The 24,730-nt window shown below is 70.8% G+C and carries 20 protein-coding genes, 1 tRNA gene and 1 pseudogene; 12 read left to right on the top strand and 10 right to left on the bottom strand.

Going from position 1 to position 24,730, the window contains the following annotated elements; translation table 11 throughout:
• Position 1: 1 nt before the first annotated feature.
• A complete protein-coding gene (locus B5F23_RS01815; RefSeq protein ID WP_087350950.1) occupies positions 2–481 on the top strand; it encodes a YbaK/EbsC family protein in 480 nt (159 codons plus the stop codon).
• Positions 482–581: 100 nt separating this feature from the next.
• Entirely contained in the window at positions 582–1,946 is a 1,365-nt protein-coding gene (locus B5F23_RS01810; RefSeq protein ID WP_087350947.1) for a lysylphosphatidylglycerol synthase transmembrane domain-containing protein, read from the top strand.
• 393 nt (positions 1,947–2,339) lie between these two features.
• On the opposite strand, the gene B5F23_RS01805 is transcribed toward B5F23_RS01810, so the two are convergent.
• Both B5F23_RS01805 and B5F23_RS01800 read right to left on the bottom strand, forming a co-directional pair.
• A tRNA-Val gene (locus B5F23_RS01805) sits at positions 2,340–2,414 on the bottom strand.
• Positions 2,415–3,185: 771 nt separating this feature from the next.
• Complete coding sequence (locus B5F23_RS01800) at positions 3,186–5,303, bottom strand: LTA synthase family protein (protein WP_087350944.1); 2,118 nt, start codon at positions 5,301–5,303, stop codon at positions 3,186–3,188.
• A gap of 156 nt (positions 5,304–5,459) precedes the next feature.
• On the opposite strand from B5F23_RS01800, the pseudogene B5F23_RS01795 reads away from it, so the two are divergent.
• From B5F23_RS01795 to B5F23_RS01785, 3 genes and pseudogenes are all read left to right on the top strand, one after another.
• Positions 5,460–5,765: pseudogene (locus B5F23_RS01795) on the top strand (peptide chain release factor-like protein); the annotation flags it as partial.
• 51 nt (positions 5,766–5,816) lie between these two features.
• Positions 5,817–6,167 carry a hypothetical protein gene (locus B5F23_RS01790; protein ID WP_087350941.1) on the top strand — a complete coding sequence of 117 codons (351 nt, stop codon included), beginning with the start codon at positions 5,817–5,819 and terminating at the stop codon, positions 6,165–6,167.
• The gene (locus B5F23_RS01785) at positions 6,167–6,364 is read left to right on the top strand and encodes a hypothetical protein (RefSeq protein ID WP_087350939.1); all 198 of its coding nucleotides are present in this window, start codon (positions 6,167–6,169) and stop codon (positions 6,362–6,364) included. The genes B5F23_RS01790 and B5F23_RS01785 overlap by 1 nt, the downstream gene beginning before the upstream one ends.
• Positions 6,365–6,378: 14 nt before the next feature.
• Here the strand turns inward: B5F23_RS01785 and B5F23_RS01780 are convergent, their stop codons facing one another.
• From B5F23_RS01780 to B5F23_RS01765, 4 genes are all read right to left on the bottom strand, one after another.
• Positions 6,379–8,142: an ABC transporter ATP-binding protein gene (locus tag B5F23_RS01780; protein ID WP_087350937.1), complete on the bottom strand. Its 1,764-nt coding sequence runs from the start codon at positions 8,140–8,142 to the stop codon at positions 6,379–6,381.
• The gene (locus B5F23_RS01775; RefSeq protein ID WP_087350934.1) at positions 8,139–9,869 is read right to left on the bottom strand and encodes an ABC transporter ATP-binding protein; all 1,731 of its coding nucleotides are present in this window, start codon (positions 9,867–9,869) and stop codon (positions 8,139–8,141) included. The genes B5F23_RS01780 and B5F23_RS01775 overlap by 4 nt, the downstream gene beginning before the upstream one ends.
• A gap of 82 nt (positions 9,870–9,951) precedes the next feature.
• On the bottom strand, positions 9,952–12,732 hold the full coding sequence (locus tag B5F23_RS01770; protein WP_087350931.1) for a molybdopterin-dependent oxidoreductase: 2,781 nt from the start codon (positions 12,730–12,732) through the stop codon (positions 9,952–9,954).
• Positions 12,733–12,735: 3 nt separating this feature from the next.
• The gene (locus B5F23_RS01765) at positions 12,736–13,533 is read right to left on the bottom strand and encodes an FAD binding domain-containing protein (protein WP_158096095.1); all 798 of its coding nucleotides are present in this window, start codon (positions 13,531–13,533) and stop codon (positions 12,736–12,738) included.
• Between the two features lie 180 nt (positions 13,534–13,713).
• Between B5F23_RS01765 and B5F23_RS01760 the strand changes: the two genes are divergently transcribed.
• Genes B5F23_RS01760 through B5F23_RS01745 form a run of 4 tightly spaced genes read left to right on the top strand, consistent with a single transcriptional unit; the run spans position 13,714 to position 16,629 of the window.
• Entirely contained in the window at positions 13,714–14,538 is an 825-nt protein-coding gene (locus B5F23_RS01760; protein WP_158096094.1) for an ATP-binding cassette domain-containing protein, read from the top strand.
• Positions 14,529–15,374 (top strand): ATP-binding cassette domain-containing protein, encoded by an 846-nt coding sequence (locus B5F23_RS01755; RefSeq protein WP_087350923.1) that lies wholly within the window; start codon positions 14,529–14,531, stop codon positions 15,372–15,374. Before B5F23_RS01760 ends, B5F23_RS01755 begins: the two co-directional genes overlap by 10 nt.
• Positions 15,371–16,096 carry an energy-coupling factor transporter transmembrane component T family protein gene (locus B5F23_RS01750; RefSeq protein ID WP_143786335.1) on the top strand — a complete coding sequence of 242 codons (726 nt, stop codon included), beginning with the start codon at positions 15,371–15,373 and terminating at the stop codon, positions 16,094–16,096. The genes B5F23_RS01755 and B5F23_RS01750 overlap by 4 nt, the downstream gene beginning before the upstream one ends.
• Positions 16,093–16,629, top strand: coding sequence for an ECF transporter S component (locus B5F23_RS01745; RefSeq protein ID WP_087350921.1), 537 nt, complete (start codon positions 16,093–16,095; stop codon positions 16,627–16,629). Before B5F23_RS01750 ends, B5F23_RS01745 begins: the two co-directional genes overlap by 4 nt.
• Positions 16,630–16,687: 58 nt before the next feature.
• Here B5F23_RS01745 and B5F23_RS09660 read toward each other — a convergent pair whose 3' ends face one another.
• Entirely contained in the window at positions 16,688–16,843 is a 156-nt protein-coding gene (locus B5F23_RS09660; protein WP_158096093.1) for a hypothetical protein, read from the bottom strand.
• Positions 16,844–17,017: 174 nt separating this feature from the next.
• Between B5F23_RS09660 and B5F23_RS01740 the strand changes: the two genes are divergently transcribed.
• The 3 genes from B5F23_RS01740 (at position 17,018) to B5F23_RS01730 (ending at position 20,048) form a co-directional block, all read left to right on the top strand.
• Positions 17,018–18,067, top strand: coding sequence for a D-alanine--D-alanine ligase family protein (locus B5F23_RS01740; RefSeq protein WP_087350919.1), 1,050 nt, complete (start codon positions 17,018–17,020; stop codon positions 18,065–18,067).
• 6 nt (positions 18,068–18,073) lie between these two features.
• Positions 18,074–19,303: a glycoside hydrolase family 3 protein gene (locus tag B5F23_RS01735; RefSeq protein ID WP_241145766.1), complete on the top strand. Its 1,230-nt coding sequence runs from the start codon at positions 18,074–18,076 to the stop codon at positions 19,301–19,303.
• A gap of 154 nt (positions 19,304–19,457) precedes the next feature.
• Positions 19,458–20,048: an HdeD family acid-resistance protein gene (locus B5F23_RS01730; protein ID WP_087350916.1), complete on the top strand. Its 591-nt coding sequence runs from the start codon at positions 19,458–19,460 to the stop codon at positions 20,046–20,048.
• 136 nt (positions 20,049–20,184) lie between these two features.
• Here B5F23_RS01730 and B5F23_RS01725 read toward each other — a convergent pair whose 3' ends face one another.
• Genes B5F23_RS01725 through B5F23_RS01715 form a run of 3 tightly spaced genes read right to left on the bottom strand, consistent with a single transcriptional unit; the run spans position 20,185 to position 24,450 of the window.
• Positions 20,185–22,113 carry an ABC transporter ATP-binding protein gene (locus tag B5F23_RS01725; RefSeq protein ID WP_087350913.1) on the bottom strand — a complete coding sequence of 643 codons (1,929 nt, stop codon included), beginning with the start codon at positions 22,111–22,113 and terminating at the stop codon, positions 20,185–20,187.
• Entirely contained in the window at positions 22,106–23,956 is a 1,851-nt protein-coding gene (locus B5F23_RS01720) for an ABC transporter ATP-binding protein (protein ID WP_087350910.1), read from the bottom strand. Before B5F23_RS01720 ends, B5F23_RS01725 begins: the two co-directional genes overlap by 8 nt.
• Entirely contained in the window at positions 23,953–24,450 is a 498-nt protein-coding gene (locus B5F23_RS01715; protein ID WP_241145765.1) for a MarR family winged helix-turn-helix transcriptional regulator, read from the bottom strand. The genes B5F23_RS01720 and B5F23_RS01715 overlap by 4 nt, the downstream gene beginning before the upstream one ends.
• Positions 24,451–24,730: the final 280 nt, after the last annotated feature.

Raw genomic sequence — 24,730 nt, 5'->3', positions numbered from 1 at the left:
CATGTCGATAGAACGCGCACGCGCGCACCTCGCGCAGTTCGGCGCCGAGGGGCGCATCCGGGAGTTCGACCAGTCGAGCGCGACGGTGGAGCTCGCCGCGGCCGCCGTGGGCACCGAGCCGGCGCGCATCGCCAAGACGCTCAGCTTCATGGCGGGCGACACGCCCACGCTCGTGGTTCTCGCCGGCGACGCGCGCGTCAACAACCCCGCGTTCAAGGCCACGTTCCACTGCAAGGCGAAGATGCTCTCCGCCGACCAGGCCGCCGAGCTCGTGGGCCACGCCGTGGGCGGGGTGTGCCCGTTCGGCGTCAACGACGGGGTGGACGTGTTTCTCGACGAGTCACTGAGGCGCTTCGAGACCGTCTGGCCCGCGGCCGGCAGCGCCAGCTCCGCGATCGAGCTCACCCTGGACGAGCTCGAGCGATTCTCGGGCGCGCGCGGCTGGGTAGACGTGGCCAAGGGCTGGAGAGAGGGAGAATAGCCGCAGATTGCCGCTCGCCGCGCTCGTGGCTCCATGGCGCCCCCGCGTGGCGCTAAACTAGGCTGACGGTCCTTGTCGGCTCGGCGTCTGGAGCGCTTGCGTGGCAGAAGAGCAGAACACCCCCAAGAAGGCCAAGTCGGGCGCCAGGAAGGTCGCCCTCAAGGTCTCCGCCGTGCGCTCCGTCTCCGCGGAGGACCGCGCCGCGGACAAGAAGTCGCTCGGCCAGGTGCGCAAGACCCTCGTCTTCCTCGGCTTCGTCGTGGTCGCCTACGCGCTCTACCTCGTCTTCACCGGGCAGGTCGACGAGTTCGTCACGTCGCTCGCCGGCGTCGACGTGAGCTGGATCGTCGCCGGAGTGGTGTGCTTCCTGTTCTACTACGTCTTCGGCGTGCTCGCCTACGTGCTCTCCGTCGCCGCCGACCCGGACAACCCGGTCGGCATCCGCGACCTCATGAGCGTCGAGGCCTCCGGCGTCTTCTTCATGCGCCTGACGCCCAACAGCGCCGGCGCGCCCCCGGCGCAGATCTACCGCCTCACGCGCGCGGGCCTCTCGGTGGGGGAGGCGAGCGCGCTCAACTTCACCCGCACGGTGCTCTACGAGGCGGGCGAGGGCGTCTTCGCCGCCATCATGCTCGTCTTCTGCGGGGGCTACTTCTACGAGGCCTTCGGGGACGTGACGCTCATCGGCATCTTCCTGTTTGGCTTCAAGGTCGTCCAGGTGGGCGGCATGCTCTTCCTGTGCCTCTTCCCGCGGCCGGTCGTGGCCATCGGCAACTGGGCGCTGCGCTTCGCCAACCGCCGGCGCTGGCTCAAGGACGAGAAGTACGCCCACTACTACGAGGTCGTGAACACCCAGGTGGCCATGTTCTCCTCCGCCTTCAAGCGCTCGGCCGCCAACGTCCGCGAGATGCTGGCGACGATGCTCGTGACGCTGCTGCAGCTGGGCTGCATGTACGCGCTGCCGTGGTTCGTGCTGCGCTCCTTTGGCGAGGAGGCCGACTTCCTGGTGTGCCTCGCCTCGGGGGCGATGCTCGAGCTGCTCATCAACGCGGTTCCGCTCCCGGGCGGCACGGGTGGCGCCGAGGTGGGCTTTGCCTACCTCTTCGGAAAGATGTACGGCCCGCACCTGTCCGCGGGCTTCGTGATCTGGCGTGCCGTGGAGTACCTCCTGCCGGTGCTCATAGCCGCCCCGTGCATGGGCATGCGCTCCACGAGCGGCGAGTCCATCAACCGTCGCGTGAAGCGCGCCTGGAAGCGCGTGAGGGGCTTCGTGGGCGGCGCCCGCGGCAGCGGCGGGAAGCGCGCGGCGGCGCGCGGCGGCGTGACGGTGAAGCCGGGCGCCGCGGGCAAGAAGAAGGTCGCGTCCTCGGCTGGCAAGGCGACCGGCTCTGACGTGCAGGCACGCATCGCGGCAGGCAAGGCGGCAGCGGCAGCCAGGAAGGCGGCGGGCGAGAAGGACGCGTAGGTCCTGGCCTCATCCGGGTGAGGGCGGCCACGAGCTGCCGGGTGCGACGGTTGCGCGGCCTGGCTCGACGGCCCCTGCCGTTGCGGGTGCCATGAGCGCTCGTCCGCTCGAGCACGGCGCCTGAGGCTTGTCCTGCAAGCCCCGGTTGTCAGTGGTTTTTCTCGCCGACCGCGAGTATCGGGGCTCTGTGACACCAAGAAAGCGCAGGTAACAAAATGCTACCTGGGCGGTGATACTTGTAGGTCCCGCCAAAAACCACTGACAACCGCCCGGAGGGCCCTAACCGCGCGGCCTGGACGGCGAACCTGGCCGCAAATCCCCCAGAAGCGCAAACGACGCCCGGTACGCATACGAAAACAGCTCAGAGCCGACATGCTCTGAGCTGCGAAGATTTGGTGGGCGTTACAAGATTTGAACTTGTGACCTCTTCCGTGTCAGGGAAGCGCTCTCCCCCTGAGCTAAACGCCCTTATGTGATGCACTGCTGGGGACCGCAGCGCGAGGGATATAGTAGCAAGGAACCGTACCGGAGCGCAAGCCCCAATTTTGGGTTTTTTCGGACCCGCCCGAAGGGCCATGCGATCGCCCGCTCCTGGGGGCGCAGGGCCCTCCCGCGTCCCGTCTCGCGCCTCTCGCGGGGCCACTGACGTCTCAATTGAAGCGTCTGAAGAGGACCGTTGCCGGGGACAGGTCCCGTCCGCTTGTCACCCAAAAAATCATCCGTCGAAGATCGTGCCAGGCGGGCGGCCGCGCGGAAGGCAATGCGGCACCCTTCCTGAAAGGCACAACTGCATATGTCGGCGACTAACGGGGCGGGTGAGGCGAGTGGGCAAGCCGAGCGGTCGATCTTCTTCGGGCTACGCGGTTAAGGTTGGGCTGGTTCTCGTCGGACTTGTTCTGGGCGTGGCTGTGGGCGTGGTCGCGGGGAGGGGGCTTGCGCCCCAGCCGTCGGCAGAGATCTACAGGGGCCTCAATCGTGACGTGGTGCTCGCTCCTTTTGTCGCAAGGGCCGAGGACGGCACCGAACTCTTTGGACTGAACGATTCAGGCCAGTACTTTGGGACCAAAGGCTATGACGTCGAGTATCTTGCCGGACGCCTCGACCTCGTTGCGTGCGTGGGCGAGGCGGGTGAGCGGGGGTACTGCTACTACGATGAGCTGGACGGGGAGTCCACGGGGGACATAGGGCTCTACGCGTCCGACGGCAAGACCATGCAGGCGGCTACGCCGCGTCCGCCGCCTACTCGAGCTTGCTCGCGAACTCCAGGTAGGAGATGGACGCCAGGTCGTCGTAGGCCGCGCCGAGTGCGTCTGCGTCCTCGAGCTCGTACCAGGTGCCGTCGGCCCCCTGCGCGCCCACGAGGCTCAGGCAGGGCATCTCCTCGCGCGCCACGAGAAGTGCCTTTTGGTAGTCGCTGAGCGGCGCGCCGATCGCCTCGGCCATGAGCGCGGCGAGGTAGGCGGGGCTCGTGGGCAGCTCCTCGCTCACCTGGGCGCTGCCGGCAACGTCGTAGTTCGCCCAGACGAAGTACGTGGTCTCGTGCGTGCGGAGGCTGTGCTCGAGCGAGGACGGGTCCTCGTCGGGGTAGAGCGCGTCCGCCACGATAGATGAGAGCGCGGGCTGGTGGTCGCCGAAGAACACGAGCACCACGGGACGGTCCAGCTGCTCGAGCTCGGCCATGAACTCGGCGAGCGCCCGGTCCGACTCCTCGATGCAGGCCAGGTACTCGGACAGGCGGTCGTTGTCGTAGTCGCTCAGGCCGTCCACGGCGTACTGCTCCACCTCGCCGATGTTTCCCTGGTCGTAGCTCGAGTGGTTCTGCATCGTGACGTCGAAGATGAACTGCGGGCCGTCGTCGGCCTCGAGCAGCTCGAGCACCTTGTCGTAGGTCTCTGCGTCGGAGACGCCGCTGTGGAACTGCTCCGCGCCCGCGAAGTCGTCGATCGTGAGGAACCGGTCGAAGCCGAGCATCTCGTAGACGCGGTCGCGGTTCCAGTTGGTGGCGTAGTTGGGGTGAATCGCCGTGGTCGAGTAGCCGAGCGCGGAGAGCTGCTCCGCCACGCTCGGGGCGTCCGAGAGGTCGTAGAGCGAGTAGGGGTACTTGCCGTCGCCCACGTACGCGAGCGGGATCCCGGTGAGGAACTCGAACTCGGAGTTGCAGGTGCCGCCCCCGATGACGGACACGGCAAGCTCGCCGCCCATGAGCGCGTCGTCGACGGAGGCGTAGCGCTCGGGTCCCGCGTAGCCCCACGAGGCGCCCTCGAGCGAGGAGAGGTCGGCGAAGGTCTCGTTCATGACGCAGATGACGGTGGGCTGCTCCTCCGCGAACTGCTCCGCTGCAGCGGCGCGCGCCTCCGTGGCGCCGAGGGTCTCGTCGTAGGTGGCGGCGTAGGCGGCCTCGAGCTCGCGGGCCGACTCGTCCGAGTAGCCCTCGGGCTCGTCCACGGGCAGGTCCTGCGCCACGGCGACGAACGTGGTGACGAAGCCCTGGCGCTCGTAGTAGTCGAGCGTGTACCAGTACTCCATGCCCACGCCGAGCTGCCCGAAGTAGTCGGGGACGGTGACGCCCGCCCAGAGCGCCGCGAAGGCGGCGAGCGCGCACGCGAGGTTGGCGAGCGTGCGCCGCACGAGGGCGCGGGAGTCGGCGGCGCTCGGCGGTGCCACGACGGTGCAGGCGGCGCAGGCGAGAAGCGCGCACGAGAGGCCGAGAAGCACCGCGCCGTCGACGCTGTAGACGTAGGAGCCGCTCACGGCCGCGGCGGTGCCGAGGACAAAGAGGTCGTTCGGCAGGATGGCGGAGGCCTTGAAGCTCTTGACGAAGAACTGGGCGACGCCGATGAGCGCGCAGACCACCACGCCGAGCGCGAGGCCGGCGCCGTGGCGCTGGAAGAGGAAGAGCCCGAGCGTGAGCGCCCCGAGGATGATGAGGCCCTGGATGAGGGCGAAGTTGGGGGCTATCTGGAGCGCGGCGGGGTTGTAGGGGAGCTCTATGGCGAGAAACCCGAGCGCCGTGCACAGCAGCAGCGCGAGGACGGCGACGACCGCGCGGCCGGCCCTTGGCTTAAGGCCCACGCGCCCGGCGACGTCGTCGAGGAGCGCGAGCGAACGGGGGCGCGCGAGTGCCGCGGCCGCGGCGAGCAGCGCGGCGAGGCAGCAGGCGACGAGCTCGCCCGCCTCACCGACGTAGAGCCCGAGCGCGCACAGGGCGACGAGCGCCGCGAGCGCGGCGACGGGGGGAACGAGCCAGGCGAGCGCGCCGGCGTCCGGGCGATGGGCGCCGCGCGAGGGCCGCACGGCGAGCGTGGTGGCGAGGGCGACGAGTGCGAGGCAGGCAACGGGAAGGATGACGAGGGGCATGTGGTCCTCTTCTGACACGGAGCTTACACGCACCTCATGATACGGCATCCGACGCCCTCCCCGCGGGTCTGCTAGCATGGGCGCATGGACGAGAGGGGTCTGACATACCGTGACTACGCCGCCTTCGCGCGGCAGACGCCCGAGCAGATCGCGCGCGAGTGTGAGGCGGAGGCGTTCCGCGCGTCGGGGCCCGGAGGGCAGGGCGTCAACACCACCGACTCTGCGGTGCGCATGCGCCACGTGCCCACCGGGATCGTGGTGGTGTCGCGCGAGAGGCACAGCCAGCTCCAGAACCGCCGGCTCTGCGCCGAGAAGATCCTCGAGGTCTGCCGACGCCGCGCACGCCCGCCGCGTCCCCGCAAGAAGACGCGCGTGAGCGCCGCGCAGAAGCGCCGCCGGCTGGAGGCCAAGCGCGCCCGTGCCCAGATCAAGAAGACGCGCCGACGCGTGGAGGGGGAGTAGGGCCGCCGGCCCGCCCGCCACGCCGGCGCACGCCGAGAGAGGAGACCTGCCATGCCCGTCGTGCACACCTACTGCTCCGAGCCCGTGCCCCCCGCCGCCCGCGAGGTCCTGAAGGCGGCCTACGGACGGGCCATCGAGGCCGTCCCCGGCAAGTCCGAGGCCTGGCTCATGTGCCTGTTCGAGGACGAGGTGCCCATCTACTTCGCCGGCGACGACTCGGCGCCCTCGGCCCTCGTCGACGTGAGCGCCTTCGCCCGCTCCGAGGTGCCCTCCGAGGCGTGGGAGCGCTTCACCCGCGAGGTCACGCCCGTCGTCGCGCGCGAGCTGGGCGTCGACCCGGCGCGGATCTACATCCGCTACGGGACCTCGACCGACTTCGGCTGGAACGGGGCCAACCTCTGATGGGCGAGGCCGAGGAGCGCCTCGCGGCGTTCGAGGACTTCGCCGTGGGCGTGCGCGCCGAGCTCGAGAGTACCAAGTCCCGCATGGACGAGCTCGCCGCCCAGGGCAAGGTGAGGACGGCCACCTACCGCCAGCTCTTCGCCGCGCGCGTGACGCTGCGCGAGATCGACGCCCGCCTGCGCGAGCGCGGCCTGTAGCGCCTGCGGCGCGCCTACAGCGTCGGGGCGAACTGCGCCTCGTATATCTGGCGGTAGCGACCGCCGGCGGCGAGCAGCTCCTCGTGCGTCCCGCGCTCCGCGATCCGCCCGTCGGCGACCACGCAGATGAGGTCGGCGTCGCGCACGGTGGAGAGCCGGTGCGCCACCACGAAGCTCGTGCGCCCCTCCATGAGGTGGGCGAGCGCGCGCTGGACCAGCAGCTCCGTGCGCGTGTCGATGTTGGAGGTCGCCTCGTCGAGGATGAGCATCGACGGCCGCGCGAGGATCACCCGCGCGATGCACAGGAGCTGGCGCTGCCCCGCCGAGAGCGACGCCGTGCCGTCGAGCACCGTGTCGTAGCCCTCCGGGAGCCGCATCACGAAGTCGTCCGCGTAGGCCTCGCGGCACGCCGCGCGCACCTCCTCGAGGGTGGCGCCCGGCGCGCCCATGGCGACGTTCTCCCGGACGGTCGCGCGGCGCACCCAGGTGTCCTGCAGCACCATGCCCCAGCCCGCGCGCAGGCTCGCGCGCGTCCAGTCGCGCACGTCGCGCCCGTCCACGGACACGGAGCCCCCGTCCACGTCGTAGAAGCGCATGAGCAGGTTGATGAGGGTCGTCTTCCCGCAGCCCGTCTCGCCCACGAGCGCCACGCGCGTCCCCGGTCGCACGGCGAGGTCCACGTCCCTGAGCACGGGGCTCTTCTCGTCGTAGCCAAAGCGCACGTGCTCGAGCGCCACCTCACCGCGCGGGGCCTCGAGCACGGCCGCGCGTGCGGAGTCCGGCTCCTCGGCCTCCACGTCGAGGAGCTCGAAGAGCCTCCGGGCGCAGGCCACGGAGTTCTGGAGCTCGGTTGCCACGCCCGAGATGTCGTTGAACGGCTTGGCGTACTGGTCGGCGTAGCCCAGGAAGGCGGAGAGCCCGCCGACCGTGATGCCTCCGCCCATGGCCACGAAGGCGCCGAAGATGCCGATCGCCGCGTACACAAGCGCGTTGGCAAAGCGGGTCGTCGGGTTCACGAGCGACGAGAAGAACACCGCCTTGAAGCTCTCCTGGCCCAGCTCGGCGTCGGTCCGGGCAAAGCGCCGCGCGACCTCGTCCTCCATGGAGAAGGCCTCGACCGAGGAGATGCCCCCGACCATCTCCTCGACGTAGGAGGTGAGCTCGCCGCGCAGGTGGGTCTGGCCCGAGAAGTGCCGCGCGCTGCGCGTGGCGATGAAGCGAGCCGAGAAGACCGAGACGGGGGTGAGCAGCGCGACGACCGCGGCGATGGCGGGGTTGAGCGCAAACATGAACGCGAGCGTCACCACGATGGTGAGGACGCCGGTCGGGAGCTGCTGGAAGGCCATGAGGAGGCCGTTCACGAGCTGGTCGGCGTCGGTGACGATGCGGCTCGCGAGGTCGCCGTGGCCGTGGGAGTCGAGGTAGGAGAGCGGGAGCTCCTGCAGGTGGTCGAAGGCCCTGCGGCGAAGCTCGAGGCCCGCGTCGAAGGCGAGCCGGTTGGTCACGGCCGTGAGCGCCCACTGGCTCGCGGCCGTGACGCCGAGCGCGGCGGCGATGCCGGCGAGCTCGCGCGCGAGGCCCGCGAAGTCGACCTGCCCCGCGCCGACCACGCAGTCGACGGCGCGGCCGGAGAGCACCGGCAGCGAGAGGGTCCCCACGACCACGCACGCGGTGAGCGCCCCCGCGGCGCACAGGCGCGCCCGGCTCCCGGCGAAGAGGCCGACCATGCGCCTGACGGTTCCGTCCGAGCGCCCGCGGGCGCGCCCCCGTCCGCTCATCGGACCACCTCCTCGGCGCTGAGCTGCGAGTCGCAGATCTCCCGGTAGACCGGGCAGCTGGCGAGAAGCTCCTCGTGGGTCCCGAGGCCCACCTGGCGGCCGCCGTCGAGCACGAGGATCTGGTCGGCCTGGCGCACCGCCGCCACGCGCTGCGAGATGGTGATGACGGCGGCGTCCGCCCGGTCGCGGGCGATGGCGCGCCGCAGCGCGGCGTCTGTCGCGAAGTCGAGCGCCGAGGAGGCGTCGTCGAGCACGAGCACCCCGGAGCGCCGGGCGAGGGCCCGGGCCACGGCGAGGCGCTGCCGCTGGCCGCCGGAGAAGTTGCGCCCGAACTGCTCGACCTCGGCCTCGAGCTCGCCGTCCTTGCCGGAGACGACGCCCGCGGCCTGCGCGGTCCCAAGCGCCGACCAGAGGTCCTTCTCGCCCGCGCCCGGGCCTCCCCAGCGCAGGTTGGAGGCTATGGTCCCCGAGAAGAGCGTGGCGCCCTGCTCCACGATTGCGACGACCCTGCGCAGGCTGGCGCGCGTGAGCTCGCGGACGTCGGCGCCGCCGACCCTGACCGCGCCCTCGGTTACGTCGTAGAAGCGCATGACGAGGCTCGCGAGCGTTGACTTGCCCGAGCCCGTTCCGCCGATGACGCCGAGCGTCGCGCCGCGCGGGAGCGAGAAGCTTACGTGGGACAGCGCGCGGCCCGCCCCGCCGGGGTAGGTGAAGCTCACGTCATCGAAGGCGACGGCGGGCTCGCCCGGGGCGAGCGAGGCCTCGCGCGTGCCGTCGGACATGGACGGCACGGTCTCGAAGACCTCGTTCACGCGGCGCGCGCAGGCGGAGGCCTTGGAGAGCAGGACGATGAGGTTGGTGAGCTTGAGCAGCTCGACGAGGGCCTGGCTCACGTAGCTCACGAGCGCGACGAGCTGGCCCTGCGTGAGGTGGCCGACGTTTACCTGGGCCCCGCCGAGCCACAGCAGCGCGATGAGGCCGCAGTTGATGGCCGCGTAGGTGAGGGGGTTCACGAGGCCGGAGAGGTCGCCGGTCGAGACCTGGCGGTCGCGGACGGTGCGGGCCGCCCCGGCGAAGGCCTCCCGCTCGCTCGCCTCGCGGCGGAAGGCGCGCAGGACGCGGACGCCCTCGAGGTTCTCCGTGGTGCGCAGCAGCACCTCGTCGAGGCCGCGCTGGATCTCGCGGTAGCGCCTCGTGGTCACCCGCATGAAGCCCATGACCACGGCAAACGACGCGATGACCGCGACGAGCAGCGCCGCGCCCTCGACCCCGTCGACGAGGAAGGCCGCGACCACGGTGCCGAAGGTCACGAAGGGGGAGCGCAGGATGAGGCGGAAGAACATGTTGAGGCCGTCCTGCACCTGCTGGGAGTCGTTGGTGATGCGGGTGACGAGGGTCGCGCGGCCGAGTCGCTCGACGTCGGCGCGCGAGAGCGAGAGCACGTGGCGGAAGAGGTCGTCGCGCAGCGCCGTGCCGAAGGCAGCGGCGAGCTTGGAGCAGAAGTACTGGGCCGTGACCGAGATGGCCCAGGCGAAGACGCCCATGCCCACGAGCAGCGCCCCGTGGGCGAGCACGAAGGCGGCGTCGCGCCGGGCGATGCCCACGTCGATGACCTGGGCCATCACGAGCGGGACGAGGAGCTGGAGCAGCGCCTCGAGCATCTTGAAGAGGGGCGCGAGCACGCACTGGGCGTAGTGGCCCCTGAGGTAGCGCCTGAGCTTGAACATGCGGCCTCCGGAGGGAATCGAGACCGCACGATTGTACCGCGCGCCGCGGCCCGCTCCGAGCCGCGGCGCGCGGAACGGGGCGCTACTCGCCGAGAAGGACCTTGGTCGGGGTGATGGGGAGGTCGCGCACGTAGCGGCCCGTGGCGTGGGCCACGGCGCTCATGACGGCCGGAGAGGGCGTGTTGATGACGACCTCGCCGATGGACTTGGCGCCGAAGGGGCCCGTGGGCTCGAAGCTCGGCATGAACTCGACGCGCGGCTCGGGCACGTCCATGCGCGTGGGCACCTTGTAGGTCATGAGGCTCCCGGTGCGCAGGCGGCCCCTCTCGTCGCGCGAGACGTCCTCGGTGAGGGCCATGCCGATGCCCTGGGCGATGCCGCCCTCGGCCTGCACGCGCGCGAGCGAGGGGTTGACCACGGTGCCGCAGTCCACCACGGCCGCGTAGTCCGTGACGCGCACCTGGCCGGTGGCCTTGTCGACCTCGACCTCGGCGACGCCGGCCATGAAGGGCGGCGGCGAGCTCGGCTGGGAGTTGGCCCCGTGGCCCTCGAGCATGCCGGGCATGAGGCCGAAGCCGATCATCTTGTTGGCGAGCTCGGCGACCGTCATCCGCCGCTCCCCGCAGCGCACGGACTCGCCGTCGAACTCCACGTCGCCCTCGTCCGCGCCCCAGATGCGCGCCGCCTGCTCGCGGATCTGGCGCACGAGGTCCTCCGCCGCGCGCACGACGGCCCCGCCGGTGGTGTAGGTGCCCGAGGAGGCGTAGGCGCCGGTGTCGAAGGGGGAGGTGTCGGTGTCGACGCCCTTGGTGACGACGCGGTCGACGTCGCAGCCGAGCACCTCCGCCGCCATCTGGGCGAGGATCGTGTCCGCGCCGGTGCCCACGTCGGTGGCGCCGATGGAGAGCACGTAGAAGCCGTCGTCCTCGAGGCGGATGTCCACGTTGGCGATGTCCACGTTGGCGATGCCGGAGCCCTGCATCGTGAGGGCCACGCCGAGGCCGCGCACGCGGTCCCCGAGGTCCTCGGAGAGCGGGCGGTCCTGCCAGCCCACCATCTCCATGGCGCGGCGCAGGCAGTCGTCGGCGCGGCAGGAGTGCAGGGGCTCGTCGCCCAGCTGCCAGAGGGTCTCGCCGGGACCCACGAGGTTCTTGAGGCGCAGCTCGCACGGGTCCATGCCCAGCTCGTCGGCGAGCTCGTTGACGGCGCTCTCCACGGCGAAGCAGCCCTGCGTGGCGCCGTAGCCGCGGTACGCCCCGCCCGGGGTGGTGTTGGTGTAGACCACCTCGTAGGAGAAGCGGCTCGCCGCGGCGTGGTTGTAGATCGGCAGCGCCTTGCCGCCCACGAGGGTCACCGTGGTGGTCCCGTGGTAGCCGTAGGCGCCGGCGTTGGAGAGGGCGTGCAGGTCGATGGCGCGGATCTCGCCGTCCTCCGTGGCCCCCACGCGCACGGTGAGCACCATCTCGTGGCGCGTGTTGGAGCAGCACATGGTCTCCTCGCGCGTGTAGGTGCAGACGCAGGGGCGCCCGGTGCGCAGCGCTGCGAGCGCGGCGAAGGCCTCGTTGCAGCCGCTCTGCTTGGCGCCGAAGCCGCCGCCCACGCGCGGCTTGATGACGCGCACCTGGCTCTTGGGGATGCCGAGCGCCGTGGCAACCTGGCGGCGGATGTGGAAGGGCACCTGCGTGGAGCTCACCACGGTGAGCCTCCCGAAGGCGTCGGTGTAGGCGAAGGAGCGGAAGGTCTCCATCATGGACTGCTGGGTGGCCTGCGTGCGGTAGGTGCGCTCGATCACCACGTCGGAGCTCGCGAAGGCGGCGTCGAGGTCGCCGTGGACGCGCTCGCCGGAGGCCACGAGGTTGCGCCGCACGTCGCCGGACCTGTCGCCCCCGGCGGCCCAGTCGTCCTCGTCGTGGATCACGGTTGCGTTGTCGAGCGCCTCCTCGACGTCGAGCACGGCCGGGAGCTGCTCGTAGGTGACCCTCACGAGCTTGGCCGCCGCCGCCGCGGTCTCCTCGTCGACCGCCACGACCATGGCCACCTCGTCGCCCACGTAGCGCACGTGGCGGTCGAGCAGCACGGTGTCGTAGGGGCTCGGCTCGGGGAAGGACTGCCCGGCCAGGGTGAAGCGGTGGTGGGGCACGTCGTCGGGGCCCCAGACGGCCACCACGCCCTCCAGCGCGAGCGCTCGGCTCTTGTCGATGTCCGTGACCAGGGCGTTTGCGTGGCGCGAGCGCACGAGCTTCACCACGAGGGCTCCCTCGGGCGCGAGGTCGGCGGTGAAGACGGGCCTTCCGGCGAGAAGCGCCTCGGCGTCCTTCTTGACCACGGGCCGCGCGATCTGGGCGTGGGCCTCGCCGGACTCGCTGGTGGGGTCCGCGGGCACCTCGCGCGGCGGGAGTTCGCCGCCGTTTGCGTGGCGGGCGAGGAAGCGGCGGACGGCGCGCATCTGCCCCGCGTAGCCGGAGCAGCGGCAGAGGTTGCCGGAGAGGTAGCGGCGGACGGTCTCGTCGTCGGCGTCCGGGTGGGCGGCGTCGAGGGCGAGGACGGCCATCTCGAGGCCGGGGGCGCAGAAGCCGCACTGCTCGGCGCCCTCCTCGGCGAGGCACTGGGCCAGCAGCTCGCGGCGGCCGTCGCGCATGCCCTCGAGGGTGGTGACCTCGCGGCCGTCGGCGCGCGCCATCGTGACCGAGCACGAGAGCACGGGCTCGCCGTCGAGCAGCACGGTGCACAGGCCGCAGTTGGAGGTCTCGCAGGCGCACTTCACGGACTTGGCGCCGTGGGCGCGGCAGAAGTCGAACAGGGTCGCGTCGGGGCGCACGTCCTCGGAGACGCGGGCGCCGTTCAGGGTGAGGTTGACGAGCATGCTTTAGGCCTCCTTGGCGGACGCGGCCTCGATGGCGCGGCGGACGAGCACGGGCGCGACCTCGCGGCGCCACTCGGCGCTCCCGCGCAGGTCGGAGCCAAAGGCGAGGTTCGATACGGCGTCGAGCGCGGCGTCGAGCTCGGTCGTGGAGAAGCGCTCGCGCAGCGGGATGCGCTCGCCGCCGGTGACGAGCGTGGCCTTCTGGGGCCGCGACCCGACCGCGACGTGCCAGGAGCCCCTCCAGCAGGCCGCCGCGGCGCTTATCGACGAGAAGTCCGTGGCGGCGGCGCGCACGCACGAGTAGGCGGCGCGGTAGGCGTGCCTGCGGACGATCACGTGGGTGAGGACGTCGCGGCCGGCCCCGCGCTCGACGAACGGGATGATCGGGACGCGCCCGGCGCCGACGAGCTCGACCTCGGTGTCCAGCGCCAGCAGCGCGCAGGTCACGTCCGAGAAGCCCATGCGCGACCAGAGCGAGCCGCCCACCGTGGCGAGGTTCCTGAACTGGGTGCCCACGATGTCGCGGACCGCCTCGGAGAGGATGCCGCCCGTGGCGTCCGCGAGGCCCTCGTGGCGCTCGAGCTGGCCGAGCGTGACCATGGCCCCGATGCGGAACCCCTCCTCGGTCTCCTCAATCCGGTCCAGCCCGCAGCGGGAGAGGTCGATGCCGAGCGGCACGGTCCGGTCGGCGAGCCGCAGCCACATCATGCCCCCGATGACGACGGCCGCCTTGTCTGAGCGCAGCAGGTCGTAGGCCTCCTGCGGGGTGTCGGGGCAGACGTACCTCTCAAAGCGCAGCACGCGTACTCCTCCCTGGGATGTGATGGGTGGTCACACAAGGATAGCGCAGGTCGTCGGCCCTTTTGGCGGGGGCGTTGACGTTTTGGGAGGATAACGGGGGCGAGGTTCTTCTCGCCGGGCGGGCCGTGGGGCTACAATAGTCGACGCCGTGTCAACAAAGGCTGCCCGGAGGGAGGTCGCTTGGGCGAGAAGATCGTGGAGGCGCGCGGCGTGAGCCACGCCTACGTGACCGGGCGCCCGACGCTGCGCGACGTCTCCCTGGACGTGGCGGGCGGGGAGCTCGTCGCCGTGGTCGGCGAGAACGGCTCCGGAAAGACCACGCTCGCGCGCCACCTGAACGCGCTCATCGCCCTGCAGGCGGGCTCGCTCACGGTGGCGGGGCTCGACGCCTCGGACCCGGCGTGCGTCTGGGAGCTGAGAAGGGCGTGCGGGATGGTCTTCCAGAACCCCGAGAACCAGTTCGTCTCCTCCGTGGTGGCCGAGGACGTCGCCTTCGGACCCCGCAACTTCGGCGCGTCCGAGGAGGACGCGGCGGGGGCGGCCGGGCGCGCGCTCGAGGCGGTGGGGCTCGCCGGGTTCGAGCGGCGCGACGTCCACGGCCTCTCCGGGGGCCAGCAGCAGCGCGTCGCGCTCGCGGGCGTGCTCGCGTGCGGCCCGCGCCTCGTCGTGCTCGACGAGGCCACCTCGATGATCGACCCGCGCGGCCGCGACGAGCTCGCGCGCGCGGTGGAGGACGCCCGCCGCGAGCACGGGACGACCGTCGTCTGGATCACGCACGACATGGAGATCGCAGGGCGCGCCGACCGCGTCGTGGTCATGTCGGGGGGCGAGGTAGTCGCCGTCGGCGCGCCCGGTGACGTGCTCGCGGACGAGGCCCTGCTCGGGCGGGCGGGGCTCGAGCCCCCGCTCGCGACGCGGACCTGGCGCGCGCTCGAGCGGGCGGGGGCGGTCTCGGGCCCGGCGCCCGTCACGGTCGAGGGGCTGGTGAGCGCGCTGTGCGACTGACGCTCTCCCACGTTGGCCTCTCCTTCGACGGCGCGCCCGGGGAGGGGACCCGGGCGCTCGAGGACGTCTCGCTCGAGGTCTCGGGCGGGGTGGTCGGCCTCATGGGGCAGACGGGGTCGGGCAAGACCACGCTGCTCGAGGTCATGGCCGGGATGCTGCGCCCGGACGAGGGGAGCGTGCTCGTCGACGGCCGCGACGCGTGCGGTGCGGAGGGGTCGCGCGCGCTCGCCGGGGCGGTCGGCCTCGTCTTCCAGATACCCGAGCGGCAGTTCTTCGAGCCCACGGTGGAGCGCGAGCTCGTTTTCGGGCTGCGCTCGCGCGGGCTCGGCGCGGCCGAGGCGCGCGAGCGTGCGGGCGAGGCGCTTGCGCTCATGGGGCTCGAGCTCGACGAGCTCGCCGCGCGCTCCCCGCTCGCGCTGTCGGGAGGGCAGCAGCGACGCGTGGCCATCGCCTCGGTGCTCGCGCTCGAGCCCTCCCTGCTGCTGCTCGACGAGCCCACGGCCGGGCTCGACCCCCGCTCGCGCTCCGCCTGCGTCGACGCCGTTCGCGCCGCGGCGCGCTCGGGCGCCACGGTGGTCATGGCGAGCCACGACGCCAACGTGCTCGCCGCCGTCGCGGACCGCGTGGTCGTGCTCGAGTCGGGGCGCGTGACGCTCGACGACCCCGCCCGCGAGCTGCTTGGGGACGCACCCCTCATGCGCTCCCACGGCCTCGAGCCCGCGTGCGCGTCGAGGGCCGCCTCCGCGCTGCGCCGCGCGGGCGTCGCCGTCGAGGGCGCCCCGCTCACGGCCGACGAGCTCGCCGCGGCGATCCTCGCCGCGAGGGGGCGCTCGTGAGGGCGGCGGCCGGATACGTGTGGGGCGACTCGCCGCTGCACCGCACGCCGGCGTCGGCCAAGCTCGCCGCGCTTCTCGCCCTCTCCCTGGCCGTGGCGCTCGCGGAGGGCCCGGCGCTCGCGGCGGCCCTTCTCGTCCTTCTCGCCCTCGTCGCCCTCTCGCGCGTCGGATGGCGCCGCGCCCTCGCGCCCGTGTGGGGCATGCGCTGGTTCCTGCTGCTCGTGGTCGCCATGAACGCGCTGCTCCTCAGCCGGGAGGGGGCGCTCCTCGAGCTGGGCCCGCTCGCGCTCACGCCGCGCGGCCTCGCCCAGGGGCTCACGGTCGCGACGCGCGTGGCGCTCGTCGCCGCGCTCGGCGCCCTCCTCACCGCCACCACGCGCCCCCAGGAGCTCGTCGAGGGGGTGCGCCGGCTCCTCTCTCCGCTCGCGCGCCTCGGCGTCCCGGTTGAGCCCGCCGCGCTCGCCGTGGGGGTGACGGTGCAGTTTGTCCCCACGCTGCTGCGGGAGAGCCGCCAGCTCATATGGGCCCAGCGCCTGCGTTGCGGTGACGTCGCTTCTCGTGGTATTATGCGACGCGCCGTCAGCTATGTGCGCCTGCTCGTGCCGATATTCGTCTCGGCCTTCAGGCGGGCCGACGAGCTTTCCGCAGCGATGGAGGCGCGCGGCTACCGGCTCTCCGACACGCCGACCGGCCCGCGCACGCGAGAGGGGAGACGAGCGTGAGTCAGGTCAAGAGGATCGTGGTGGCGGCCGTGTGCGCCGCGCTCGGCATAGTTCTGCCCATGGCGTTCCACGCCATTCCCAACGCCGGTGCCGTCTGGCTGCCGATGCACATCCCCGTGATGATCTGCGGCCTTGTGGCGGGTCCCGTGTCCGGCGCGGTGACCGGGCTTCTCGCTCCGGTGCTCTCGAGCCTGCTCACCGGCATGCCCGCGACGGGCATGCTGCCGCAGATGGCCGTCGAGCTTGTGGTGTACGGCCTGGTGTCGGGTGCGCTCTCCGAGCACGTGCGCACCGGCGCCACGAGCCGCGACCTCTACGTCTCGCTCGTGGGCGCCATGCTGGCGGGCCGCGCTGTCCGGGGAGTGGCGAGCGCGCTGATCTTCTCGCCGGGCGCCTACACGCTCGAGGCCTGGGTGACCACGTCGTTCGTCACGTCCATCACGGGCATCGTCCTGCAGCTCGCCGTCGTGGTGCCGATCGTGGTCTCTCTGGAGCGCGCGGGCCTCGTGCCGCCCCGCTACCCGCAGCAGTAGGCACGGTCGGAAGGGCTGCGGCGAGAAGGGCCGTGCGTCGTGACGCGGTTGGTTGCCTCTAGGTGCTGGCGTGCCTGAGAAGCCCGCGCAGCCGTGTGGCGCACCAGAGAGCTCCTGCGCCGACGACGATGCCGCCGACGAGGCCCACGCCCGCGCCCACCTGCCCTGCGGCAAAGACCGCGAGCACCGCAAGGATGAGGCGCCTCGGCGCCACGCGGCTCGCGGCGGCAGGGCGCGGCGGGGGAGTGAGGCATGGGCGTCCCTTCCTGAGTGGCAGTGCGCGGGCACTTCTCGCCGGCGCATCCGCCGCGGCAGCTATACATCGCACGGGTCGGAAGGGGCCGCACTTTCTATAATGGGACGGTCGACACGAGAGAAAGGACGCGCCATGACGCGGGTGGCACTCATCTTTGGTGGCATCTCCACCGAGCACGACATCTCCTGCACCTCCGCCGAGAACGTGATCTCTGCGCTGGACGGGCGCTTTGAACTGGTCCTCATTGGCATCACGCGAGAAGGGCGCTGGGTGCTTGTACCCTCTGGGACGCCCGTGCGCGGCGGGGCGTGGGAGGCCGACGAGTCCCTCGCGCGCGTGGGCATCGTGCCGGGGTCGGGGCTCGTGGAGCTTCTCGCCGACGGGTCGCCCCGCGCGCTCGACGTCGACGCCGCGCTGCCGGTCCTGCACGGGCAGGGCGGAGAGGACGGGACCATCCAGGGCGCGCTCGAGGTCGCGGGCGTCCCGTACGTGGGGTGCGGCGTCATGGCGAGCGCCGTGTGCATGGACAAGGACGCCGCGCACCGCCTGGCCTCGGCCGCTGGCGTGCGCTCCCCGCGCTGCGAGGTGCTCTGGCGCGGCTGCCCGGACGAGGCGCGTTCCGCTGCCGTCGAGGCCTGCGGGGGCTTTCCCGTCTTCGTGAAGCCCGCGCGCGGCGGCTCCTCGATCGGGGTCTCCCGCGCCGCCGACGAGGCGGCCTACGCCGAGGCGCTCGACGCAGCCTTTGCGCTGGACGAGAAGGTCGCCGTGGAGGAGGCCATCGTCGGGGTCGAGGTCGGCTGCTCGGTCGTGGGGGACAGCGTGCGCGGCACCTGGATGGGTGCCGTCGACGAGATCATGGTCTCCGGCGACGGCTTCTTCCGCATCCACCTTGAGAAGGATCCCGGAGCCAACACCGAGCTGCGCTGCCCGGCCGAGCTTCCCGAGGACGTGCTCGCGCGCGTGCGCGAGGCGGGCATGCGCGTCTACGAGGCACTCGGCTGCGAGGGCCTGGCGCGCGTCGACCTCTTCGTCACGCCCGAGGGCGAGGTCGTGTTCAACGAGGTCAACTCGATGCCCGGGCTCACCTACTACTCCCGCTTCCCGCAGATGATGCGCGTGGCGGGTCACGAGCTCGGCGACGTGCTCGAGGGAATCGTCGGCCAGCTCCTCGAGCGGGAGTAGGCGGACGTGGGGAGGGGAGGCGGCCTGACCCGGCGTTCCGCGCTCGCGGCCGCTGGGGCCGGCCTCTCCCTCGCGCTCGCGGGATGTCTCGGGGACGCGTCCCCGCGCGTCCCCGAAGCGGGCGACGACGTCCCGGCCGCCGAGGATCTCCCGCGAGGCGCTCCCGCGGCCGAGGGAGACCTCGAGGCGGAGGTGGAGCGTCGCCTCGCGGGGATGACGCTCGAGCAGAGGGTGGCCCAGCTGTTCGTGGTGAGCCCCGAGGCCCTGACCGGCGTAGGGCGCGTCGTGGCGGCGGGGCAGACCACGCGCGACGCGCTTCTCAGGTTCCCCGTCGGTGGAGTCGTGTACTTCGGCGCCAACCTGGTCGACGCCGAGCAGACGCGCGAGATGCTCGCGAACACGGCCACGTACGCCCGGGAGGCGAACGGCCTTCCGATACTGCTGTGCGTGGACGAGGAGGGCGGCACCGTCTCGCGCGTGGGCGGGCGCGAGGGCTTCGGCGTGGAGAACGTGGGGGACATGCGCGACGTCGGGGCGACGGGGGACGCGACGCGGGCCTACGACGTGGCGCTCCACGTAGGCACCTACCTCGCCGACCTCGGCTTCAACGTGGACTTTGCCCCGGACGCCGACGTCGCGAGCAACCCCTCCGGCACGATGGGGCGCCGCTCCTTCGGGGCCACGGCCGAGGAGGTGGCGCCGATGGTGGCGGCGCAGGTGCGCGGGTTCGCCGACGCGGGGGTGCTCTGCGCGGCAAAGCACTTCCCGGGCATCGGCGGGGCCCTCGGGGACTCGCACGACGCGCGCATCTACTCGGACAAGACCCTCGAGGAGCTCCGCCTCGAGGAGCTCGTCCCCTTCGAGGCGGCCATCGCCGAGGATGTCCCGATCGTGATGGTGGGGCACCTCTCGCTCCCGTCCGTCACCGGCGGCGACACCCCCGCCTCGCTCTCGCACGAGGTCGTGACGGGCATCCTGCGCGAGGAGCTCGGCTTTGGCGGAGTCGTCATCACCGACTCCATGGAGATGGGCGCCGCCACCTCGTCCGTGCCCGAGGGGCGCGTGGCGGTCGAGGCTCTTCTCGCCGGGGTCGACGTGGTGCTCATGCCGCCGAGCTTCGAGGCTGCGTACCAGGGGGTCCTCGACGCCGTCTCGTCGGGGGAGCTCGACGCGGCGCGCGTCGACGCGTCCGTGCGGCGCGTGCTCGCCGTCAAGCTCGGGCGTCTCGGGGCCTAGCGATACCCCCGGGGAGCGTTTGTGTGGGTCCCGTGGCGGCGGCGCGCGGCGGCAAACTGTGAGTATAGAAGTGACATTTTGGGCATATCAGAGGTATCCGACGCCCCGAGACCAGCTCCCGGTCTCGGGGCACTTTCGTATCTGAGGAGAAGAAATGCAACGTTACGACTCTGACTTCGACCACGTGGGCAACTTCGTCAGCACGTGGAACGCAAACGTCCGCCGCGCCCGCGTCTGGACGGCCGTACTCGGCGCCCTGCTCGTGGTGGGTGGCGTCGCCAGCGCGGTGGCGCCCCTCGGCATCTACGCGGCCATCCAGGGCGTGGTCTCGGCCCTGCTGATCGCAGGCGGCGTCGGCGCGGTCGTGTCCTACGCCCGCACCCCCGAGCTCTTCCGCAGCCCCACGACGCTCGTGGTGGGCGTGCTCAACGCGCTCCTCGGCGTCATGCTGCTCGCGCTGCCGGCCTACCTCACGGCGGGGACCCTCGTCTTCCTGCTGGCCTTCCTGTTCATCATCGCGGGCGCCGAGCGGATCACGTACGCCCGCAGGATGCGCTACTTCGGGGTCCCCAGCTCCGGGCTCGCCACGGCGACGGGCGTCCTCAACATCGTCGCGGGCGTGGCGTTTCTGCTGATGCCGGCCGTCTCGAGCCTCATGCTCGGCTACGTGCTGGCGGGCTACCTGCTCGTGGGCGGCGTGAGCCTGCTCGCCGAGGCGGCCGCGATGCGCCCGATCGAGCGCTAGGCTCCCCTCGCGCCGCCCGCCGCGGGCGGCGCCCGAAGTCCGTCCCACCCCAGCGTGACCCCCGCTCGAAAAGAGCGAGGGTCACGCCCTCACGCGGCGCGACCCTCGCCCACGGCGGCCGATCTTCTCGTCCGTGCTACTCGAGCTCGAAGGCGCCGGTGTAGAGCTGGTAGTACGTGCCGCGCTTCTCGATGAGCTCCTCGTGCGTGCCGCGCTCGATGATGCGGCCGTGGTCCAGGACGATGATGACGTCGGAGTTGCGCACGGTGGAGAGCCGGTGCGCGATCACGAACGTGGTGCGCCCGGTCATGAGCGCGTCCATGCCGCGCTGGACGATGGCCTCGGTGCGGGTGTCGATGGAGCTCGTGGCCTCGTCGAGCACCATGACCGGCGGGTCCGCCACCGCGGCGCGCGCGATCGAGAGCAGCTGGCGCTGGCCCTGGGAGAGGGCGGCGCCGTTGTCGGTGAGCATGGTGTCGTAGCCGTCGGGCAGGCGGCGGACGAAGTCGTCGGCGCCGGCCAGGCGCGCGGCGGCCACGCACTCCTCGTCGGACGCGTCGAGCCGGCCGTAGCGGATGTTGTCCATGACCGTGCCGGTGAACAGGTTCGTGTCCTGCAGGACCATGCCGAGGGAGTGGCGCAGGTCGCGCTTCTTGATCTTGTTGATGTTGATCCCGTCGTAGCGGATCTTGCCGTCCTCGATGTCGTAGAAGCGGTTGAGCAGGTTGGTGATCGTGGTCTTGCCCGCTCCCGTGGCGCCCACGAAGGCCACCTTCTGCCCGGGCTTGGCGTAGAGCGACACGTCGTGGAGCACCGTGTGGCCGGGCTCGTAGGCAAAGTCGACGTCGAAGAGGCGCACGTCGCCGGCGAGCGGCGTGTAGGTGACGGTGCCGTCTGCCTGGTGCGGGTGCTTCCACGCCCAGCGGCCGGCCCACTGGCTGTCGCGGCGGCCGCACTCGCGGACGGTGCCGTCCGCGTCGATCGTGCAGGCCACGAGCTCGACGTAGCCGTCGTCCTCCTCGATCGGCTCGTCGATCAGCTCGAAGATGCGCTCCGCGCCCGCGAGGCCCATGACCACGGAGTTCACCTGGTTGGAGATCTGGCCGATCTGGTTGGCGAACTGCTTGGTCATGTTGAGGAACGGCACCGCCACCGCGATGGTGAGCGGCAGCCCCGAGATGGAGGGGTTGGGCGTGCCCACAACCAGGAAGACGCCGCTCGCCACGGCGACCAGCACGTAGAGCAGGTTGCCCATGTTCATGAGGATGGGCATGAGCGTGTTGGCGTAGGAGTTCGCTGCGCGCGCCGCCGCCTCGTACTCGTCGTTGAGCCGGTCGAAGGCCTCCTCGACCTGCGGCTCGTGGCAGAAGACCTTGACGACCTTCTCGCCGTTCATGATTTCCTCCACGTGGCCCTCCACGGCGGCCACGGCGCGCTGCGTGCGCAGGAAGTTCTTCGCCGAGCGCCCCGCCAGAGCCTTGGCGAGAAGCGCCATGACCACGGCGCCGCCCACGACCACGCAGGTGAGCGGCAGGCTGTACCAGAGCATGATGCAGCCCACCGAGACGAGCATGAGCATCGTGAGGAACAGCTGCGGCAGCGACTGCGCGATCATCTGGCGCATGGCGTCGATGTCGTTGGTGTAGTAGCTCATGACGTCGCCGTGCTGGTGGGTGTCGAAGTAGCGGATCGGCAGGTCCTGCATGTGGTCGAACATGAGGCAGCGGAACTTCTTGAGCGAGCCCTGGGTGATGATTGCCATGCACTGCTGCCAGACGGCGTTGCAAATCAGGCTCGCGAAGTACAGGACGGCGAGAATGGCGGCGTTGGCGAAGACCTGCGGCTGGGCGCTCGCCCAGTCCCCGCTCTCCCAGTACTGCCCGACCACGGTGAGGGCTCGCTCCATGAAGACGTTGGGCATGGCCTGGACGACGCACTGCACGAGGATGCACGCCGCCACGGCGGGCAGCATCACCGGGTAGAAGCCGCGCAGCATCCTGATGACGCGCGCCGCCGTCCGGCCCATGGACTTGGGGGCACGCCCGCGGTGCATGTTCCTACTCATCGGAGCTCACCTCCAGCTCGTCGAGCTCGCGCTCGTCGTGGCTCTTCTTGTTCTGCGAGAGGTAGACCTCGCGGTAGATGGCGTTGCGGCGCAGCAGCTCCTCGTGGGTCCCGACGTCGTTCACGCGCCCGGAGTCCATGACCACGATGCGGTCGGCGTCCTCCACGGAGGAGGTGCGCTGGGCGATGATGATCTTGGTGGTCTCGGGCAGGTAGTTCCTGAGGCCCTCGCGGATGAGGCGGTCGGTCTTGGTGTCCACGGCCGAGGTGGAGTCGTCCAGGATGAGGATCTTGGGGTGCTTGAGCAGGGCGCGCGCGATGCACAGGCGCTGCTTCTGGCCGCCGGAGACGTTGGTGCCGCCCTGCTCGATGTAGGTGTCGTACTTGTCGGGGAACCCCTGGACGAACTCGTCGGCCTGCGCGAGGCGAGCCGCCTCGAGGATCTCGTCGTCGGTCGCGTCGGCCTTGCCCCAGCGCAGGTTCTCCTTGATGGTGCCGCTGAACAGCACGTTCTTCTGGAGCACCATCGCCACGGAGTTGCGCAGGGTCTCGAGGTCGTACTCGCGCACGTCGCGCCCGCCCACGCGCACCGTGCCCTCCGTGACGTCGTAGAGGCGCGGCACGAGCTGCACGAGCGAGGACTTTGCCGAGCCCGTGGAGCCGATGATGCCGATGACCTCGCCACTTGCGATGTGCAGGTCGACGTCCCTCAGGGCCTCGCGGCTCTTGTCGCCGCTGTAGGAGAAGCCAACGTGGTCGAAGTCGATCGAGCCGTCCGCCACCTCGAGGACCGGGTCGTCCGGCTGCTCGATCGTGGTGGTGGCGTCGAGGACCTCGTAGATGCGCCGCGCGTTCTCCTCGCTCATGACGACCTGGGCGAAGATCATCGAGAGCATCATGAGCTGCATGAGCATCATGAAGCCGTAGGTGATGAGCGACGAGAACTGGCCCACGTCGAGCTGCTGGCCCTGCGTGGTGATGATGGCGTAGGAGCCGGCGTAGATGACGAAGACCATCACGGTGTAGACGCAGAAGTTCATGATGGGGGCGTTGAGGGCCAGGATGCGCTCGGCGTAGGTGAAGTCGTCCTGGACCTCGGACGCCGCGCGGTCGTACTTCTGCTTCTCGTAGTCCTCGCGGACGTAGGACTTGACCACGCGGATGCCGGCGAGGTTCTCCTCGGCGCGCTCGTTCAGAGCGTCGTACTTGCGGAAGATGCGCCGGAAGACGGGGACGACCTTGCGGATGACGGCAAAGAGCGCCACCGCCAGCACTGGGATGATGACCACGAAGACGAGCGCCAGCCAGCCGGCCATGCTGTAGGCGGCGGCGAAGGCGAGCACGAGCATGAACGGCGAGCGGATGGCCGTCCGGATGAGCATCATGTAGGCCATCTGGACGTTCATGACGTCGGTGGTGATGCGCGTCACGAGCGAGGAGCTCGAGAAGCGGTCGATCACGGCGAACGAGAAGGTCTGGATGTTGTAGAACATGTCCTTGCGCAGGTTCTTGGCAAAGCCGGTGGAGGCCTTCGCGCAGGTGAGGCCCGCAGCGGCGCCAAATGCGAGCGAGATCAGCGCCATGAGGGCGAGGACCGCTCCCGTGGAGACGATCTGGCCGAGGTCTGCGCCGGCCTTGATGGCGTCGATGAGGTCGGCGGTGTAGAGCGGGATCATGATCTCGAAGACCACCTCGCCGAGCACGAGCAGCGGCGTGGCGATCGCGGCGGCCTTGTACTGGCGCACGCTTCCCAGGAGCCTCCGCCCGACCGTGGCGTAGCCCACGTGCGACGCGGTCTTGACGAACTCCTCATCGATGACGGGCTTCTTCGGAAGCAGGCTCATCGCTCGTCTCCCTTCTCGTTCCTGGCCTTCTCGGCACGTCGGCACTTCTCCTGCGCCTCGATCTCCTGCCAGCGCTGCGCCACGCGGTCGAGGGTCTCGGCGAGCCGCGCGCGCTCGGCGGGGGAGAGGAAGTCGAAGGCGCGCTCCTCGAACTCCGCCCGGGTGCGGACGAGCCTGCGGGCGCGCTCGAAGCCCGCCTCGGTGAGCGTGACGGTGAGCTGGCGCCGGTCGGTCTCGGAGCGCTCGCGGGCGAGAAGCCCCTCGGCCTCGAGCTTGGCGATGACCTCGGAGAGCGAGGCGGAGGTGATGCACGACGCCTCCTGGAGCTCGCGCTGCGTCATGCGCCCGTCGTGGGCGAGAAGCTCGACGAGTATGTGCTGCTTGCCGTTCCGGCCGCCCCAGTGGACGTGGAGGTAGTAGCCGAAGTAGCCGAAGTTGCGCATGATGCGCGTCTCGACGCTCTGCTCGCCGGGGACGTCCCCCGAAACACGCACGGCAGCCTCCCTTCAGGTTGGTGTAAGTACGTACCCTACTCTGAGCGCCCGCCGGGCAGGTGTCAAGGTACCTTGCGATCAATCCCCGCGTCGGCGACGGCACGTCCTTCTCGCCGTCCGCTCCGCTTGCGATCGAGTGCGCGAAATTACCCTTATACATTTGAAAACACAACGAGAAAAACGACCGCTCGCAGGCCGGTTCCGACCGCCGACGGCGATTGTTAACTAAATAAAACTCAGTATTTCGCGCACTCGATGGGAGGACAGGGGACAGCGGCGA

The organism is Olsenella sp. An188 (genome assembly GCF_002160255.1).
GTDB classification, from domain to species: Bacteria; Actinomycetota; Coriobacteriia; order Coriobacteriales; family Atopobiaceae; genus Thermophilibacter; species Thermophilibacter avistercoris.
This window is presented reverse-complemented; position numbering and strand designations above follow the sequence as displayed.

Excerpts from the sequence above, each read along its gene's own strand:
- B5F23_RS01800 (WP_087350944.1), bottom strand. The coding sequence starts at position 5,303 with ATGCCCCTCGTCATCCTTCCCGTTGCCTGCCTCGCACTCGTCGCCCTC.
- B5F23_RS01730 (WP_087350916.1), top strand. The coding sequence starts at position 19,458 with ATGCAACGTTACGACTCTGACTTCGACCACGTGGGCAACTTCGTCAGC.
- B5F23_RS01785 (WP_087350939.1), top strand. The coding sequence starts at position 6,167 with ATGGGCGAGGCCGAGGAGCGCCTCGCGGCGTTCGAGGACTTCGCCGTG.
- B5F23_RS01780 (WP_087350937.1), bottom strand. The coding sequence starts at position 8,142 with ATGAGCGGACGGGGGCGCGCCCGCGGGCGCTCGGACGGAACCGTCAGG.
- B5F23_RS01790 (WP_087350941.1), top strand. The coding sequence starts at position 5,817 with ATGCCCGTCGTGCACACCTACTGCTCCGAGCCCGTGCCCCCCGCCGCC.
- B5F23_RS01815 (WP_087350950.1), top strand. The coding sequence starts at position 2 with ATGTCGATAGAACGCGCACGCGCGCACCTCGCGCAGTTCGGCGCCGAG.
- B5F23_RS01775 (WP_087350934.1), bottom strand. The coding sequence starts at position 9,869 with ATGTTCAAGCTCAGGCGCTACCTCAGGGGCCACTACGCCCAGTGCGTG.
- B5F23_RS01740 (WP_087350919.1), top strand. The coding sequence starts at position 17,018 with ATGACGCGGGTGGCACTCATCTTTGGTGGCATCTCCACCGAGCACGAC.
- B5F23_RS01725 (WP_087350913.1), bottom strand. The coding sequence starts at position 22,113 with ATGAGTAGGAACATGCACCGCGGGCGTGCCCCCAAGTCCATGGGCCGG.
- B5F23_RS01720 (WP_087350910.1), bottom strand. The coding sequence starts at position 23,956 with ATGAGCCTGCTTCCGAAGAAGCCCGTCATCGATGAGGAGTTCGTCAAG.
- B5F23_RS01770 (WP_087350931.1), bottom strand. The coding sequence starts at position 12,732 with ATGCTCGTCAACCTCACCCTGAACGGCGCCCGCGTCTCCGAGGACGTG.